The sequence below is a fragment of the Nostoc sp. WHI genome, assembly GCF_015714725.1.
Taxonomy (GTDB): Bacteria; Cyanobacteriota; Cyanobacteriia; order Cyanobacteriales; family Nostocaceae; genus Nostoc.
The window spans coordinates 1-15,847 of record NZ_WBKM01000350.1 but is presented as its reverse complement, the minus strand read 5'-3'; the positions used below and the strand labels follow the sequence as shown (position 1 = coordinate 15,847).

Sequence of the window (15,847 nt, the reverse complement as noted above, 5' to 3'; positions counted from 1 at the left end):
CCAAGATGCTCATCTATTCCTACCGATTCTCGGATGCCTGGGGTAATGCTAGAAGCGTGAGCCATCGCTTGGGCTGTTGAGTTAATCCCGTGCGCTGCTGTCTCGGCTACTATGAGATTTTTCACCACGCTTTCTAAAACTAGAAGTTTCTCTGTTCTGCCCAACTTTTCAAAGGTGCTTCCATATACAGATTGAAGGTCATCCAAGTACGAACCATCCCCCGGCATAGTTGATGTGAAAAAACCAAGTGGTTTTGACATGATTTATCTCCTTAAAAGATATTTGTATAGTGAAGTGTCATTTGTTAGAATCCTTAAGTGCTTTTCGTGAAAGCGGCGAGAGATACATTTCAGAGTGGGGCTAACGCATTGAAGCAATGCGACTGCGTTCGCTCATGACTTCTTTCCTTGACTTTGGATTTTGATAGGTGTGGCTGGGGTTTCTCCTTGAGCCGGTTTCTGAAGTACATAGCTGATTGCACCTGCACCACCCACGGCTGCGGCGATGGTGAACATATTGTTTTTACCAAAGTACTGCACTCCGAAGTAGCCAACGGCGATCGCTGCTGCTGTTGCTCCAATACCTAAAACCGTGTTTCTGAATATGGTTCTGCTCATGCTGCCCCCTTGAAATTAGTGACCATTGCTGTCAATGCTGATTTATTGGGCTGTGTAGATGTCGCTGTTTCTGCGGTGCGTGATGCTTGCACATTGTCGTGTTGAAAAATCAGCTTTTCTACACCTGCCGAAAGTGCTTGTGTCGGTGCGTCTTGGGGTAAATCAAACATTTTGCACAATTCAATTACTGCTAAGTAGGAGATGGTTATACGCCGAGATTCGTAATTCATTGATTAGGCTCCCAAAGATATTTGAGTTAATAGTTTCAACCCCAAAGCATTAATGAATTGGGGATTATTCAAGACCACAAAACCTAAATCGGCTAGGTTCTGATCCACTACTGGCAGAGAAACACCACCACCCCAGGCGACAAGGTATTTCGCTCTATCCAGGTAATTACCAGCAGTCACAAAGTTGGCGAATTTCTCAATCCTGTTACTCCACCACTGATCTAGACATTGGCTGTACTCGGTTTCAAACTTCTTACCAGTCAGGTGGTTACCGCCATAAGTAAAAGTCCCTTCAAGAATCCCCTGGTTAACGAGACTGGGTGAATGCTTCACATCCTTGGACAGCAGACTTACTTTGTCGTTTCGCTTGTCGAGGGCTTCTGCAATCATGCTGTGCAGTTCACCCGCTCCACCTTCAATCAAGTGACGGTCAATCACTGCACCACTGCCGTTAAACACGGTAATCAACCAAGTCGATGAACCGATATCGAGTGCGATCGCTAATTCTGAGGGGTCTAGTACCAGGGATGCTTCACCAAATAAGCAGTGGGCAATGCTTCCAAAACCTTCGGGGTAAATGCCAGTAACCGCGATTTCAACTGTCTTGGTGACAATGGAACGAGTTACAGGGTGCAGATGTTCAAAGGTGTGAGTCCCTTCGACTCTGCGCTTAATCTCAGTCGCCCAACGTTCGGGGTTGTGATTGCTCAAACTAATCGATAGCTTGACCCCATCGGGAATATTCAGAACGGCTAAGTCTGCAAGAATGCTTTCTAATGCCAATTCTGCTTTTTTGGCTTTGTCCTCGTGCAGCAAGGTGTGGTCACTTTGCGCTAGAGCCGCACTGCCCCAGAAGAATTGAACGTCTTTTAAGTCCAGGCGTGAACCTTCTACATATAGAACCCATGCCCCATCTTTTGAGATAGTTTCGTGGTGCATGATGTTGCGGTTGCGAACAAGTGAGTATACGGCAGGCATCATGATCGAAAAATCACCGATGATTGCTTTGCCATACCCTGCACCTGAGTCTTTTCCGGCGATAAGGTCAGTTAGCCCTGATTTGGCTAACAAGTCTGCTTGGACGAGCCAATTTTTGGCATTGGTGTATGTGGTTGTCATGGTTCAGATAATTGTTAAAGTCTTGTTTTTTCTGGCTTTGGGGAATTTAGAGGCGCTTATCGCCTTAAATCCACATATCCAGTTGGTGACAAGCCGTAGCATCACTTTCTGGCTTCTATTGCCTTTGTTGAGTGGCGTTTTTTGGCTCACAATGCTAATATAGCATCTATTAGATAGTAGTAGGCACTACTAAAAACTAATTTTGCTTATACTTTAGGCACATTAAATAAGGTAATTTGATACTAATAGTGCCTAAAGCTATCTAATAAATGCCAAAGTATAAAGGTAAAAGAGTAAATGTAACTTTCCCCGTAGAAGTTTATGAGCAAGTTGCAGGATTGGCCACTGATGAAACTAGAACAGTAAGTCAAATGGTTGTTGTGCTATGTCAAGAAGCTATTGCAGCTAGGGAGAAAAAGCAGGAGAAAACACAATGAGCCACTCAGCCAAAACCGGAATCACAACAGCATCAACTTTTATTGAGTAGTTTCAAGCAAAAAATCAGGTTTTGTTAGGTATAAGACTGACAGAAGTTCTGTAAAATCAGGCAAGAACGTAAATGAAGCTTGTAATGGAGGTCAATATAAAACAGCACCAAAAATAAAAAAACAAAGTGCTACTAAGTAGTGAACACTTTGCCCAATAGTAAAAATTAAATATTTGATTACTTGGAAGCGGGGTTTATCTCTTGACGACCAAAGAAGTGGGAGGAAGTTGGAAGGTCTTACCACTAAATTGGCAACAGAGATTAGTCCGCGCTGCTTACTCATATTATATGAGTTGCCGTGGCAATTTATAAAGTTCTGCTGGCAAATTTTGGCAGATAAATTTAACAATTTTTTGATAGCCAAAAAAGCCTAAACAAGCAAAACAGTAAATCTCATAGATATAAGGTGTAGCAGTGCGTTAACCCCCTCTAAATACTGAAAAACCAGTTATTTGAGGGAAAAAACTGTGAAAAATAATAACTGTGTACTTCAACAAATTGAAGTCACTGAGAGGTACGAGATCATATCCCGTCCCTCTGACATAGAAGCGCACCACTGGAATGAATGGTTAGCCAGTGCTGTTGACCCTGGAATTATTGCGCTAAACGTCATTTCCGTATCGGGCACTGCCGCCTATGACTACCTGTTCTTTGGTCAAAACGTCCCCCGCCGTAACGATGGACGACTCAGAGACGGGGTACTCAAGAAGTATCGCCACATCGAAGGACTTAACTGGTGGTGCAGTGGCGTTGACCCGCTTAACGATTATAGCCCCATGATGTGGGGCGGTATGAAGCCCGATCGCCCCAGGCGCGACCTGAACAAAGTTCTTAAATTCATCAAGTATGAACATCCGTTGCGAGTTCCTACACGGGCATTCTTCCTGGCAGTACCAGATTACACATGGGAGAGTGTAGCCGCCCGATATGATTTACCCATCAGCGATGAAGATAGGGCATTAGGCTTCTGGCATTGGGTATGGAAGTACAACATTCCAGTTGTGATTTGTGAGGGGGCTAAAAAAGCTGGGGCATTGCTTACTTTGGGCTATGCAGCGATCGCCCTTCCTGGGATAAACAGTGGCTACCGCAATCCCAAAGATGAATTTGGACAGCCCACAGGTAATTTACACCTAATTCCAGAGCTACAACACTTTGCTACCCTTGGACGTAAATTCATCATTTGCTTTGACCACGACACCAAACCAGAAACAGTCCAACGGGTGAATATTGCCATTAGCCAAACCGCGAAACTGTTAACTGCCTGCGCCTGTCAAGTCCTAGTGACACAGTGGAGTTACCCCGAAAAAGGCATTGATGACTTAATCGCCGCTAGGGGGCCAGCTGTTACTGATGAAATTATCTCACTAGCACTGACAAAAGAAAAATGGCAGATCAAAGAGTATAGCCGACTGTCTTATGACGCGTCACTTGTCCTCAATCAGCGTTACCTGGGAGCATTGACCATCCCGGAAGCCGCTAAACTGATTTTACTCAAATCCGTTAAAGGTTCAGGTAAAACCGAGTCATTTGCCGCGATCGTTCAAGAAGCGATCGCCAACGGTCAACCCGTTATCCTCTTATCGCACAGGGTACAGTTAGCAAGTGCGATCGCGGATCGGGTAGGCATCCCCTACATTACCGAAGTCAGAAACAGCGAAACAGGGATTTTACTTGGTTTTGCGCTGTGTGTAGACAGTTTACACCCCAACGGTCAAGCCAGATTTAACGCCCTTTACTGGAAAGAGCCTTTAGTGATCATTGACGAGTCCGAGCAGGTGATCTGGCATTTGCTAAGTGCCAACACTGAAGTTAAGAAGCATCGGGTGGAAGTCCTCAACCAACTTTCCCAGTTGTTCAAAAATGCCTTCGCCCCAGGACGTGGTAAAGTCATCCTGGCTGATGCTGACTTGTCTGATTTATCGCCGGAAATGGTCATGGGTCTGGCAGAAACCCAAGTTACCCCTTGGGTAGTCGTCAACAACTGGAAGGGACAACCCTGGAACATTTACCACTACAAACAAACCACCCCGGTTAATTGGTTAGCTGCCCTGGAAGCCCATATCAAAACCGGGGGTAAGCCCTTTATTGCCGTTGATTGCCAAAAAGCTAAATCCAAATGGGGAACCAAAGTCTTAGAAGCGAGGTTTAAGAAACAATTTCCCGACCGAAAAATCCTTCGCATTGACTCCGAAACGATTGCCAACCCGGAACACGAAGCCTACAACTGCATTGAGAGACTAAACAAAGTGCTGCTGGAATATGACATAGTGCTGGCCTCCCCATCTATCGGCACGGGAGTCAGCATTGACATACTGGGGCATTTTACCAGTGTTTGGGGATGCTTCCGGGGGGTAGCACCAGAAAATGCCACTCGCCAAGCCTTAGCCCGTGTCCGAGAAGCTATACCGCGTCATCTGTGGGTAGCTAGTCATGGCTTAGGAAAGATTGGCAACGGAGCAATTAACCTCAAATCCCTGTTAGCCTGTGAGCATAAACGCTTTCAAGCTAACTTGAAGCTGCTACAGAATGCTTCATTGATCATTGACGGCGATGAAATCAACATTAATCGCACTGCCTTAAACGTTTTTGGCAAAATGGCTTGTCGCATCAATGCGGGTATGATTCATTACCGCGACACTGTGCTAGAGGAATTAGGCAACGAAGGTCATAACATTGTCGATGTCAATGACAACAAAATTCGCAAAAAGTTAAACAACGAAATCACCGCCCAAACAAATGAAGTTTACAACGGCGAATGTCAGGATATCACTGCTGCTGATACAACTGCGATGACTGCTGCAAAATATGAGGCGCTACAACAGCAACGGGCTAAAACCACCACTGAACGCCACATTGAGCGCAAATATAAGCTAGAGCAGCGTTACGGTGTGGATGTTACCTCGGAACTCGTCAAAAAAGACGATCAAGGTTATTACCCACAACTGAGACTGCATTTTTACCTGAGCTTAGGCAGAGCGTTTGTTGCTGACCGCGATCGCAAACTGGGTGAAAAGATGCTTCTTGCCAAGAGCGCATGGCTACCAGACTTTAACGGTGGTCAACTTGGGCTAGTGATTCATGCCTTGGAACTGTTCAACATCCCCCAATTCATCAAGGGCGATCGCGAATTTCGGGGAACTGATGCTGACCTAGTGCAGATGGCTAACAATGCCCTTTCTGTGAAGTGGCAGGTGAAAACCGTTCTGGGAATTACCCTAAATGACAATGACAGCCCCATCGTTATCTTACGGCGATTGCTGAAGAAGATAGGGCTAAAACTCAAATACCTTGGTCGTGATGGCACGGGCGATCGCCAACGAGTTTATCGTGTGGTTGAGGCTGACGATGGACGTGAGCAAATCTTCCAGAACTGGCTGGCTAAGGAGAAAGCCCTAGCTTAACCAAAATTCCCAACTCTAAACCTAACTAAATAGCTGTGCCAGTTGTAGCCGGAACCTACAGCTTAGTTGCCTCATGGAATAGTTGCGACTTTCGTACCATTTCCACCCAAGGCAAGCTTAATAATGTGGCAGTTAGGACTACCATTCGTCCCAAAATGCCTGTTTTCAGTTCCGTCCACTAACGGTAATTAAATAGATAAACAAATTTACTGGACAATCCACACTGGCCCAAAGTAATTTACCCATTAATCCCCAATAATGGATTTAAAGCCAGCCAGTCAGCCAGATACATCTTCGGCTTTTAGCGACTCAAAGGTGTCAACAGAAGGAAAGTAACGATGAAAGCTCACTAAAATTCGCTTATTAGTAAACTTCTTCTTCAAGTTCAAACCAGTGTTCTGCCCACTTTCGAGAAAAGAGCGACCCGACACGAGAGCAAAATGCTTTCAGTTGTTGTACCTCAGTATTACTGTATTCCTCTTTTGATAAGCGCTCGAATAAAAAGTTTGAAATCTCTGTGGGGGTTGGGGAGGTGTCATCTGACCAAAACTCCTCGTCGTCATCGAGAATACATGGGCAAGCCATTTCAAACAGAATCATTGAGCGCAGTGAGTAGTCTGTTTCTTCTAGAGATTTATTTTTTAGAACTTTGAGGAGAATTTCCTCATCCACAAGACAAAATATGCGATATAAGTCGCACCAAATCTCATGATTATTCTGCCTCTGAACTGAACAGACAGTAGATATATTTTCAACAGTTTGTGCATCAATCGGGCTGAGGTGATCCTGGCAGAACAATCTTGAGATAATTGATTGGGTATCTTTGTCTATGGGAATCTCGATTTCATCTCCCAACCAATCGCTAGAGTTTCCCGCAGTAAAAAGCTCCCAACATAAATTGTTAGGTAAATTAATTAAGGCATTTACTAGAGGCGATATATCATTTTGTACATTGTTTTTGGGAGACTGACGAACTCTTCCATAATTAGGATCTAACGTTTTGCGCCGTTTGGCCTCGCCCATGTTGTATTTCTCCTACCAATAACACTTTTGTGTATCTGCTTATGAATGCTTCTGAGTTGCTCTAGCGTTACGCTGCTCTTGAGAGAGATTTTACCGGAGTTAAGCGGTTAATTAATTTACATTCAAATCCCTTAAATTATTACTTGCTTTAGGGTTTGATAATTTCTGGATTTTGCGCCTTCAAGCCTTAAAAATAAGCCAGCTTTAATCAATTCTGACTCATTTTTAGGAATCCATGCAGTTAACCTGCCCATAACGGAAACCTCTATTCCTTCATAGTTCACTGCTTCTGTAAAGCCTGCGTCAAGTGAGTCAATTCTATCGATAACTCTATCTACTATAGGAAGAAAATCTACCTCTATTGCTCCTAACTCCAATACAGATTGTCTGGTTTTAGATGAGTTGTACTTGATGAACGCTTTTTCGTCTTCACCCCAATACAAATTTCTCACCACTACATAATCAACCTGATTACCACAAACTTCTATTAATCGTTTGAGTTGAATTACGCTGTCTTTGACTCTGCCTAGTACCGATACCATAGTAATGCGATAGCCCAAGCTTGACGATTGCACATCTTGAACAAAATCCTTAAAATAATCTCCCACTCCAGACGGCAGATCCATTAAAGCTACAGTAGGACTTAATTGCTGTAAATCATTCTTTAAAATCTCGTTGACCCCATGTTGATTAAATTTGATTGTTTTGACCCCTCCATTTACAACTCTGTTATAGTGTCTCCAAAGTTGTGGATTGTTAGAGTCACAGTCATACGCTACAACATGAATCAAGTTGGCCAAGTACATATCTAATAGAAACCTAGCCACAATACTTTTACCTGTGCCTCCCTTTTCTCCAGTACACACTACTATTCTTTTATTCAGTGCTGCTCTTTCTCCATTAATCAGGTAAGTTTGACTCATAATTCAACCAGTTTATAAATCTTCAGCACTGTAAAGTTTTGGTTGAAAAGCAGGGTTGTTTAATTCACCCTCTAGGTTTGATTGTGCCGATTGCTCCTGCGAGAAAGGCTGTTTACTTTTTCTTTTGCCCTTTGCACTATTGACTGTTGATTTCTCCGGCTCACTACTGGCTTGAACTGACGCAGTATTTTCCACTGGTGGCTCAGTTTCAATCGCAGTATTCCCCACCGTTGGCTGAGTTTCAGTAGCCGGATTTGATAAAGTACTACTGTTGCCAGTTGAGTCGGTCTTTTGACGGCGATGAGTGCTTTTTTTCAACTCACCGATTAAATATTTGATTCTGCTGCCAGCCAAATTAATCCCCAAACCCTTCAGCATCTCCGATACTTCATCATAACTGTAGCCGTACTTATCAGAGGTCAGCTTCTCAATGTACCGTCTCATTTTCCTGATGGCCTCTCTATCCGATATATCCTCTCGCTCTTTTGGCTTCTGCTCCTTAAGTGCTTTGATAGCCTCATCAATCTTGCTTTTAGTAATCTGACCAGAATCTTTTGGCTCAACCATCGCTATGAAATTAAATTGAGATCATAATTCCCTTATTTTCCACTATTTTTATAAAAAGTATAAGTCCAGATTCTCAGATGGTTTCAGCTACGCTGATTAGAATTTTTGTTGCTGCTACGCCGTCACCATCATTTATTAGATGCTGATATATTTCTCCCGCTCCAGCTTCGCTGTCGCTATGTTCCCTTGATGTTGACTGTTGCTGACTTTAGCCAAGACACTCCAGCTACGCCGTCGCAGTGATTCAGCAAACACTGATATAATGACGTTTCAGCTACGCTGTTATTGTCTTTCATCTCACCCTGAATGACCCGAACCTGTCCCCCCAGCTACGCTGTCGTTTCCTCGCCCCCAGTCTCTCGTTGTCCCTCCGTACACACGTAGCACTTGACACCTCGTTTTTCCCGAAATGGGCTAGAAGCCAGCCATGCCTCAAAGCTTACGCTTTGTCTCGCTGCGCTCGAACGGCAGACTGGTTCAAGTGGGGAAACCCCCCTTGAAAAACCCCCCTCGCAATGTCCCTCAAGATCCTCCACTTATGGCGAACCGCAAGCAGTCAAAAGCTCTAGTCCGAAAGCATATTTTCCCAGTGCGATTGAGCGATATCGAACTGGACTTGCTGCGAATAAAATCACAAGACTTAGGGATGTCAGCGAGTGAACTAATGAGACGTAATACATTGATGCGTCCATTACCAAAACGACTAAGTAAAATTAGCCTGCAAACATATTGGGAATTAGGACAAATCGGGAACAATCTAAACCAGCTTGTTAAGGCAACCAACATAGCACTCTTAGTTGGGCGAACTTTACCTGCTGATCCAGAACTGCTAAGAGAGCTTTTAGAACTGCTGCATCAGTGCAGACGGGACATTGCCTCGGATGATGATGAAGACGAAGATTCGGAAGAGGAAGAGGATGATTGGGAAGCAGACGAAGGGTAGAGGTTTTCGCCACCTGTTAGATTACTTGGAATCACGCGATGATGCCAAACTAATCGGCGGTAACATGAGTGGGAGAAATGCGAGAGAGTTGGCGCGGGAATTTAAGCTGTCGAGACAACTAAATTCAGATGCAGACCGAGTTGTTTATCATGTTTCTCTATCAGCAGCTAAGGGGGACAGATTAAATGATGAGAAATGGAACGAAATCGGCGATCGCTACATGAAGGAAATGGGCTTTGATGCCAATCAGTTTGTCATCTTTCGCCACCATAACACTGATGACGACCACATCCATATTGCAGCCAGCAGAATTAGGATGGACACGGGGTTGTTAGTGCATGATTCCTGGGATTACGTTCGCTCTGAAAAAGTTCTGCGACAAATTGAGCAAGACTATGAGTTAGTCCAAGTACAGGGCAGCAGAGAAAAACTGAATCGCACACCCAGCACCGGACAAATCAGGCGTATAAGGCGAGAGCAAGAAGAATATTCATCGGGTAAGCGCGATACCCCACCAGAGCGCATCATTAAGGAGCAGATTCAGCAGACGATTGATAGAGCCGGAGTTGATAATCCCCAAATGCCAATGCTGATTATGCGGTTGCAGCAAGCTGGCATTAGTGTAAGAACAGGATGGACTAGGAATGGTAAGTCTAAAGGCATTTCTTATGAGAAAGATGGGCAGGCTTTTAGTGGCACACAATTAGGTGCAGCTTATACCTTCCCCGGTTTGCAAAAACATCTTGCTGTTGACTACCAACCAGAACGTGATGATGAACCTATTCATGAATTGCTGCTCAAACCTGTTAAACCACTCCCAGTTGAGCAGTTAGAAAAACTCTTTCAAGAAATTGAACGCAAACAACAGCAGCCTGAGTTTACCCCACCACCGGAGGATAAAGTTCTTTGGCAAGTATTACACAAGTACTTAAGCGAGAAACGCTATATACCAGATTATATTGTGCAAGGATTACATGGTAATCAGTTGCTTTACATGGATGAGCAACGAAATATTTTATTTATCAAGCGTGATTTAGATGGTGAAAAAACTGGTGCATTAATTTGGTCAAAGCCAAGGCAAAGTCACCGTGCTGTGGAATACGACCAAAACACCTCTACAGCAAATGGTTGGTTTTATCTGAGATTGGGAGGGCAACCAACGGACAAGGTAGAAAACGTCTTTTTGTGTTCTACACCAATTGATGCGATGTCAGCAGCCACCTACCTAATCTCAAGTTGCAAAGGGCTACCACCAACTAGAACCATGTTGATAGTAGCTGATGACCCTAATAACTTACCTATGGAATTTCTCAAGAGTTTCAATAGGGTTGTCGTAGCATTCAATAATGATGAGCCAGGGAATAAAACAGCTAGTGCAGTATTGGAATTGTTGCCACAGGGTAAAAGGCTCAAAACCCATAATCCTGATTGGAGTCAGGAGCTAGAAGCTCATCTGAGGGAGGAGCAACAAAAGCTCATACAGCAGGATCGTGGTTTTAGCCTGTGATCCGCGCTGTGCAGACCGAACTCGTTGCTGCCGAGGCTCGGCTTTAGTTTTTACTAGTAATCTAAGTAATCAACCCCCGTGGAAGTTAAAGGTGCGCGAGGGAGGGGCTTTGCCCCGTCCCTCTGGACTCCCTCCCCAATGCCAGTTGTTGACCGAGCGCTGTACAAATTCCTTGATGGGGCTAACTAGAACCATCGCAGCGCTCAGTCACCGCTTCGCTACAACTGGCTAAGGTTTCATCCACTTACAGGAAAAACAGGAATAATAATTGAGGTAGCAATACTTTTGCCAAAAAGAGAGGTATTCTAACTTTTGCCGAAACAGCCCAAGTAAACGAACCGCATTGCCCCGATAGCAATAAACCTTGGAATATTTTAGGGACATAAATGTTTTAATTATTTCTAGAAATTAAATCAAGTTTTTTCTAGTGTAAATGCTTAAAAATTGAGTAATCACAGCATGGTACGTATGCAGTATAACTAGACTCGATTATAAATTATTAAATATTTGTCATATTTGGGGATAGAAAAGGTTTAATTTTGGTCTAATCAAAAGTTTTATAGCTTAGATGAATAGCTTTCCTCTTGCATAGAATTTACTTAAGCTTGCTAATATCAAGTTTAAATCATGTTTCACACATTTAAACCAAGTAACGTAGAAGGAATCCTCCAATGGCTAAAATCCAAATCAAGACTCTAGAAGCTAATAGTAAAATGAATACTTTAGATGAGGAAACACAATCTAAAATAGTAGGAGGACTCAGTTGGCATGTCTATAAGAATGCAGAGGGTAAGGTGATTGGAAGTGTTTACAGCGCGGATGGAGACGATACAGTCTATGTTCACTCACCGACCTAAATAATCCTTAGCATAACTTAGCATTGACAGAAGTATTGCGATATGTATTTAAGCCATATTTCTGTCAATGCGCGGATGGAATCAATAAAGTCTATATTCACCAAGCCTAGCTATATTCACAGTATTCTCCCTTTTAAATCCCATGAAAAGGAGAATACTGTGAATTAGGGACTTCCAGAGAATAAAATATACAGCCAATAAATATGCAAGATAAATGTCTGCACTCGAGACTATTGGGTATCGAGCCGAGATGCGCGACGTGAAAGTTGTGCATCTTGGCTCAATACCAAATATAGGGATATTTTTCTTCAAAGGTGTTGGATTTTGGCATTTGCAATTTCTTAAAATTACCGCATCTCCCCAAATTCCTTGATATATTCCACCAAATCTCTGGTGTAACCACCCTCAGAAATTCGCCCCAAATTCCCCACCAGGATAAACAATTCTCGCGCTCTACTAACAGCCACATTCAGTAAATTAGACCGACGATTGATAAACCAGAGACTATCAGTTGGTTGGCATTGGCGAGTCGAGAAAATTATCACTGATTTCTGACCCCCTTGAAATGTGTGAACTGTGCCAATGCTCTTGGGGGAAAAATCTGACCAACGAGATTTTAAGCGTTGAGTCAGCGCATCTACTTGACGGCGGTAAGGTGAAATCACGCCAATCGTGTTGTCAAAGTCAGTAGAATTTAAGCAATAACCCGCCGCTAATAACTCCTCAATCAACGCTTCTACTGCATCAACTTCTGCCCAATTAACGTTGTTCTCTAGCTTCCCTTTCACATTGCAACCAATCAGGTTTGCACCCAACTGAGAAGCTTTTGGTTCAGTTTTGATAAGCATACCGTAATTGCACAGGCTTGAGCAGAAAGAGCGCAATCACCAGAACGCAACGGTAATGATATTTGAGGATACTGCCCTGACCAATGTCTTTTGGTTGTGCAGAATTTGGGTTAGGAAAAACGTTTCTCCTAAATTAATTTCCATGTGTATCCTGCCGCCCTTCTCCCTCATTGTTATGGTTTTCTTGCTTTCTGGTTATCTGGTTCTCCAAACTTTTGGGTTAGCGCTTCAACGATAACTGAGGTTACAGTAATCCCTTGCTCTTTGGCTTTAGACATCCAGTAGCGACGTTGGGATATAGGGACTTTGACGCACAGATTGACCATCTGTTCAAGCTCTGGCTCTTGTGATGCTAAACCAGATATCTGGTCTTCTGTATTTATGGCTTTCTGGTTTTCTGGTTCTGTTTCTCTGGCTTTTTTAATCAAATCACCGTACTTGCTCATTTCAAAATCTCCATAACTTCTTTACCGAAGGCGAGGTAATCAGCCCAAGCTGTTTTTAAACGTGAGTCATCAACATCCCGAATAGGAACACCAGCCATTGCTGCTTTCTCAAAGCCGACAGTACGCCGGATCATTGCCTGAAATACGGGGATGCCTCCATTCAACAAATCCTGACGCAGTGTTTCACCTTCCTTGCTGGGATAGGGAGGAACAATAGTAAGCAAGCAGCGATAGTTTGCCTCACCCAAATCTTTCACCATCAAAAGCATTGGCTCAAGGCTTACAATGTCAGGCTTTGTGGGCAGTATTAGAAGGTCGCAGCCTTTGGCTAATTCCTTTAAATCATCCGAGTCAGGTCTAGCTGGGGTGTCAATAACCACAAATTGAGCATCGGCAATTACTTTGAGGGCTTGGCGTTCGTCCACCGCAGGGAAAGGGAATGATCCGCGTTTTGACCAAGCTAGGGCGGTACGGTTCTGGTCGCCATCTACAAGAACTGTTTTACCAAGTTCACTAAAGAAGGTTGCAAGATGCACAGCTGTAGTGCTTTTCCCCACCCCTCCTTTGTATCCAGTGATAGTAACAATTTTCTTAAGACTGTCCATATTTCTGGTAAACCATAAGTCTGGTTTTCTGGTTATTTGGTTTTCTGGCTTGGTCTACATCATACTCACAAAAGTAATAATAGTCACGTATATTTATAATCCTCTCTAACTTGTTGGTACGCAGCTAGGGAGAATAGGAAAAAAGGTGGTTTGCAACACTCATGTAAAGAAGCGGCTAATTTTTCTAATCAATTATAGGAAAGAAAGTTTTTGACAAAGAGTGGCAGCAGTAGCTGATGGGCAATCAACACAGAGGGCGATTTAAGAGAAACTAGAGTAATAGTTGCAGGTTAGGGAGCTATGACGGAACAGGTAAACTGGTGATTTCTCTAAAACGGTCGCCGACATACACTCCCTAACCCGCTCTTAGTTTAGGGGGTAGCGTTCTGAATTTATCAAACAATTGGGTTAGGAGAAACGTTTCTCCTAAATCCATTTTAAGGTTTAACTGTCGCTATACTGGGGCGGGTGCAACGCCAAAATCAAAAAGGTCTTGAGAGGTCGCAGCTTTTTAACAAATCATCAAAAATTTACATAAAAATGAAATATTTACTGAAGACCTTATTGCAATATAAAAGTAAAACTAAAAGTAACTCGTATTGAAATTCTAATAATTTTAAATAATGATAATATTTAAAATTTTGTCAACATTAATTTTCCTGTGCTCATAAAAATTGGCAATTTAAGGAGTAATTGAAATGCAAGACAGAAAAAATTGTGCATTTGTTTACATCATAGAATCTCCATCAAACCAAGATATAATTAGAAATATTAATGAAGGAGAATCACTTACCTCAGCACTAAAATTAGCGCGTATTGAATATCACTATAACTTAGTGCAGACAAAGAAAGAGTTTTTTGATTCAATTTATGAATTAAATAAATTATTAAGACAGAATCATAAAACTCCAATTCTTCATCTTAGTATGCACGGTAACAAAGATGAAATTGGATTAACTGATCAGTCTAGAATAAAATGGGATGAGCTTTGTAATTTAATAAAATCTATACAAGATTATTTATCTTGTTTCTCCTGCGACCTATTGATATGTTCATCTTCTTGTTATGGTATTTTTGTTGGACAAATGGCAAAAATTCAAAAAGGAATTATTCCTTTTAAATTTTTAGTAGGAAGTGAACGTGAGGTAGATTGGTCTGATGCGGCAGTAGCTTATACAAGTTTCTACCACAATTTTTTTAAAGGTTGTGACCTTGCTCATTGTGTAAAGACTATGAATGTAGCTTCAAATTATTATGATTTTAAAACAATATCAGGCAATGATATTCAGTTAAAATGGCAAGAATCTTTAGAAGAAGAAATAAATAAAAAAGCTGAAGAAATAGTAAGTAAACTAGAGCAAATATCAAGAAATTTTTATTGAAGTTTATGTTCCACATATGCGGATATTTGCTCAAAATATGAACTCAAAGTTTTGAGTCAAGTTTAGGTTGAGGCTGAAACAATGGTAAATCCATGTTTTTGAAAATTAGCTTTTAATCAAAATAAAGGTAGAGTTATTATCTCTACCTTAAAGATTAATTTATTTAAGCATAAATTAGAATGTTAAAATAAGTATTAAATTCATTATTTACCTTAAATTTACAAGATTTAAAATATCGGTATTCTGTATTAATATCATGCTTAGAATGTCTTATATATTCTAATTCATCTCCTAATATGAACTCTACTTTATAGTAGGTTTGACTACGTATAAAACCATCTACTAAATCACCCCAATCAAAATTCAAAAACCGTCGAGCATTCAGCTTGGTGTATTTCTCCGTGTGCTTGATATCGCGGTGTCCTAAAAAATCCTGAATCTCCCTGGTGCTGTAACCCTGATTGGGTAGCCACCGAGATACGGATACCGTTGGCGAATTCCCCAAACAGCTAAACTGAACCGATTAGTTCAGCAATGAAACGATTGAGAACCTTCTGAGCAGTTTTATACCCAGTAGCTTGCTTACCTAACTTCAGTTGGGACAAAATGCGATCGCGTAAAATTTCAAGTTCTCTTATCGGTGGCAAACCGACAGGTTGTTTAGCGCTTGTGGTATTAGATATCTGATGTGACTCACTCTGCCGTGTAATACTTGGTTGAATGGGAGCTAAAAAATCTGAGTCTTCCCGTGTAATACAAGGGTTATCGTTATGCCTAACAATGTGTTCTAAATAATCAGCACGGGTTAAGCCTAAGCATTCCGAAGCAATACCAAGAGCCTTCCAAGTCTTATCTGTTAATCGCAAAGAACGTACTTCACGATAGTCAT

At 42.2% G+C, this 15,847-nt stretch carries 19 protein-coding genes; 7 read left to right on the top strand and 12 right to left on the bottom strand.

Translation table 11 applies throughout. The features are described from left to right. From F8S12_RS35900 to F8S12_RS35885, 4 genes are all read right to left on the bottom strand, one after another. Positions 1 to 260, bottom strand: a 260-nt coding sequence (locus F8S12_RS35900; RefSeq protein WP_196521114.1) for a hypothetical protein, incomplete at its 3' end; no start/stop codon positions are given. Between the two features lie 132 nt (positions 261 to 392). Beyond that, positions 393 to 617 (bottom strand): hypothetical protein, encoded by a 225-nt coding sequence (locus F8S12_RS35895; RefSeq protein WP_196521113.1) that lies wholly within the window; start codon positions 615 to 617, stop codon positions 393 to 395. Then, positions 614 to 847, bottom strand: coding sequence for a hypothetical protein (locus tag F8S12_RS35890; RefSeq protein ID WP_196521112.1), 234 nt, complete (start codon positions 845 to 847; stop codon positions 614 to 616). The genes F8S12_RS35895 and F8S12_RS35890 overlap by 4 nt, the downstream gene beginning before the upstream one ends. A 3-nt stretch (positions 848 to 850) precedes the next feature. Then, positions 851 to 1,966: a ParM/StbA family protein gene (locus F8S12_RS35885; RefSeq protein ID WP_196521111.1), complete on the bottom strand. Its 1,116-nt coding sequence runs from the start codon at positions 1,964 to 1,966 to the stop codon at positions 851 to 853. A 269-nt stretch (positions 1,967 to 2,235) separates the two neighbouring features. Between F8S12_RS35885 and F8S12_RS35880 the strand changes: the two genes are divergently transcribed. Next, positions 2,236 to 2,403, top strand: a complete 168-nt coding sequence (locus tag F8S12_RS35880; protein WP_163932603.1) for a ribbon-helix-helix domain-containing protein — start codon at positions 2,236 to 2,238, stop codon at positions 2,401 to 2,403. A 517-nt stretch (positions 2,404 to 2,920) separates the two neighbouring features. Further along, complete coding sequence (locus F8S12_RS35875) at positions 2,921 to 5,857, top strand: plasmid replication protein, CyRepA1 family (RefSeq protein ID WP_196521110.1); 2,937 nt, start codon at positions 2,921 to 2,923, stop codon at positions 5,855 to 5,857. Positions 5,858 to 6,220: 363 nt separating this feature from the next. Here F8S12_RS35875 and F8S12_RS35865 read toward each other — a convergent pair whose 3' ends face one another. From F8S12_RS35865 to F8S12_RS35855, 3 genes are all read right to left on the bottom strand, one after another. Continuing rightward, the gene (locus F8S12_RS35865) at positions 6,221 to 6,880 is read right to left on the bottom strand and encodes a hypothetical protein (protein ID WP_196521108.1); all 660 of its coding nucleotides are present in this window, start codon (positions 6,878 to 6,880) and stop codon (positions 6,221 to 6,223) included. A 131-nt stretch (positions 6,881 to 7,011) separates the two neighbouring features. After that, a complete protein-coding gene (locus tag F8S12_RS35860) occupies positions 7,012 to 7,803 on the bottom strand; it encodes a hypothetical protein (RefSeq protein ID WP_196521107.1) in 792 nt (263 codons plus the stop codon). A 12-nt stretch (positions 7,804 to 7,815) separates the two neighbouring features. Next, positions 7,816 to 8,370: a hypothetical protein gene (locus F8S12_RS35855; protein ID WP_196521106.1), complete on the bottom strand. Its 555-nt coding sequence runs from the start codon at positions 8,368 to 8,370 to the stop codon at positions 7,816 to 7,818. 427 nt (positions 8,371 to 8,797) lie between these two features. On the opposite strand from F8S12_RS35855, the gene F8S12_RS35850 reads away from it, so the two are divergent. The 4 genes from F8S12_RS35850 to F8S12_RS35835 all read left to right on the top strand — a co-directional run bounded on the left by F8S12_RS35850 (position 8,798) and on the right by F8S12_RS35835 (position 12,050). Continuing rightward, the gene (locus F8S12_RS35850; RefSeq protein WP_230968507.1) at positions 8,798 to 9,313 is read left to right on the top strand and encodes a plasmid mobilization protein; all 516 of its coding nucleotides are present in this window, start codon (positions 8,798 to 8,800) and stop codon (positions 9,311 to 9,313) included. Then, entirely contained in the window at positions 9,288 to 10,820 is a 1,533-nt protein-coding gene (locus F8S12_RS35845) for a relaxase/mobilization nuclease domain-containing protein (RefSeq protein WP_196521105.1), read from the top strand. Before F8S12_RS35850 ends, F8S12_RS35845 begins: the two co-directional genes overlap by 26 nt. Positions 10,821 to 11,491: 671 nt before the next feature. Next, positions 11,492 to 11,677, top strand: a complete 186-nt coding sequence (locus F8S12_RS35840; RefSeq protein WP_196521104.1) for a hypothetical protein — start codon at positions 11,492 to 11,494, stop codon at positions 11,675 to 11,677. A 214-nt stretch (positions 11,678 to 11,891) separates the two neighbouring features. Continuing rightward, complete coding sequence (locus F8S12_RS35835) at positions 11,892 to 12,050, top strand: hypothetical protein (protein WP_196521103.1); 159 nt, start codon at positions 11,892 to 11,894, stop codon at positions 12,048 to 12,050. On the opposite strand, the gene F8S12_RS35830 is transcribed toward F8S12_RS35835, so the two are convergent. From F8S12_RS35830 to F8S12_RS35820, 3 genes are all read right to left on the bottom strand, one after another. Next, positions 12,025 to 12,525 (bottom strand): AAA domain-containing protein, encoded by a 501-nt coding sequence (locus tag F8S12_RS35830; RefSeq protein ID WP_196521102.1) that lies wholly within the window; start codon positions 12,523 to 12,525, stop codon positions 12,025 to 12,027. The genes F8S12_RS35835 and F8S12_RS35830 overlap by 26 nt on opposite strands. Before the next feature lie 173 nt (positions 12,526 to 12,698). Continuing rightward, on the bottom strand, positions 12,699 to 12,971 hold the full coding sequence (locus F8S12_RS35825; RefSeq protein ID WP_196521101.1) for a hypothetical protein: 273 nt from the start codon (positions 12,969 to 12,971) through the stop codon (positions 12,699 to 12,701). After that, positions 12,968 to 13,576, bottom strand: coding sequence for a ParA family protein (locus tag F8S12_RS35820; protein ID WP_196521100.1), 609 nt, complete (start codon positions 13,574 to 13,576; stop codon positions 12,968 to 12,970). The genes F8S12_RS35825 and F8S12_RS35820 overlap by 4 nt, the downstream gene beginning before the upstream one ends. Before the next feature lie 698 nt (positions 13,577 to 14,274). On the opposite strand from F8S12_RS35820, the gene F8S12_RS35815 reads away from it, so the two are divergent. Next, positions 14,275 to 14,958, top strand: a complete 684-nt coding sequence (locus F8S12_RS35815) for a hypothetical protein (RefSeq protein WP_196521099.1) — start codon at positions 14,275 to 14,277, stop codon at positions 14,956 to 14,958. Positions 14,959 to 15,121: 163 nt separating this feature from the next. Here the strand turns inward: F8S12_RS35815 and F8S12_RS42155 are convergent, their stop codons facing one another. Next, positions 15,122 to 15,463, bottom strand: coding sequence for a tyrosine-type recombinase/integrase (locus F8S12_RS42155; protein ID WP_331001486.1), 342 nt, complete (start codon positions 15,461 to 15,463; stop codon positions 15,122 to 15,124). Positions 15,464 to 15,467: 4 nt separating this feature from the next. Further along, positions 15,468 to 15,847: hypothetical protein (locus F8S12_RS35805; protein WP_196515054.1), on the bottom strand; the 380-nt coding region annotated here is incomplete at its 5' end.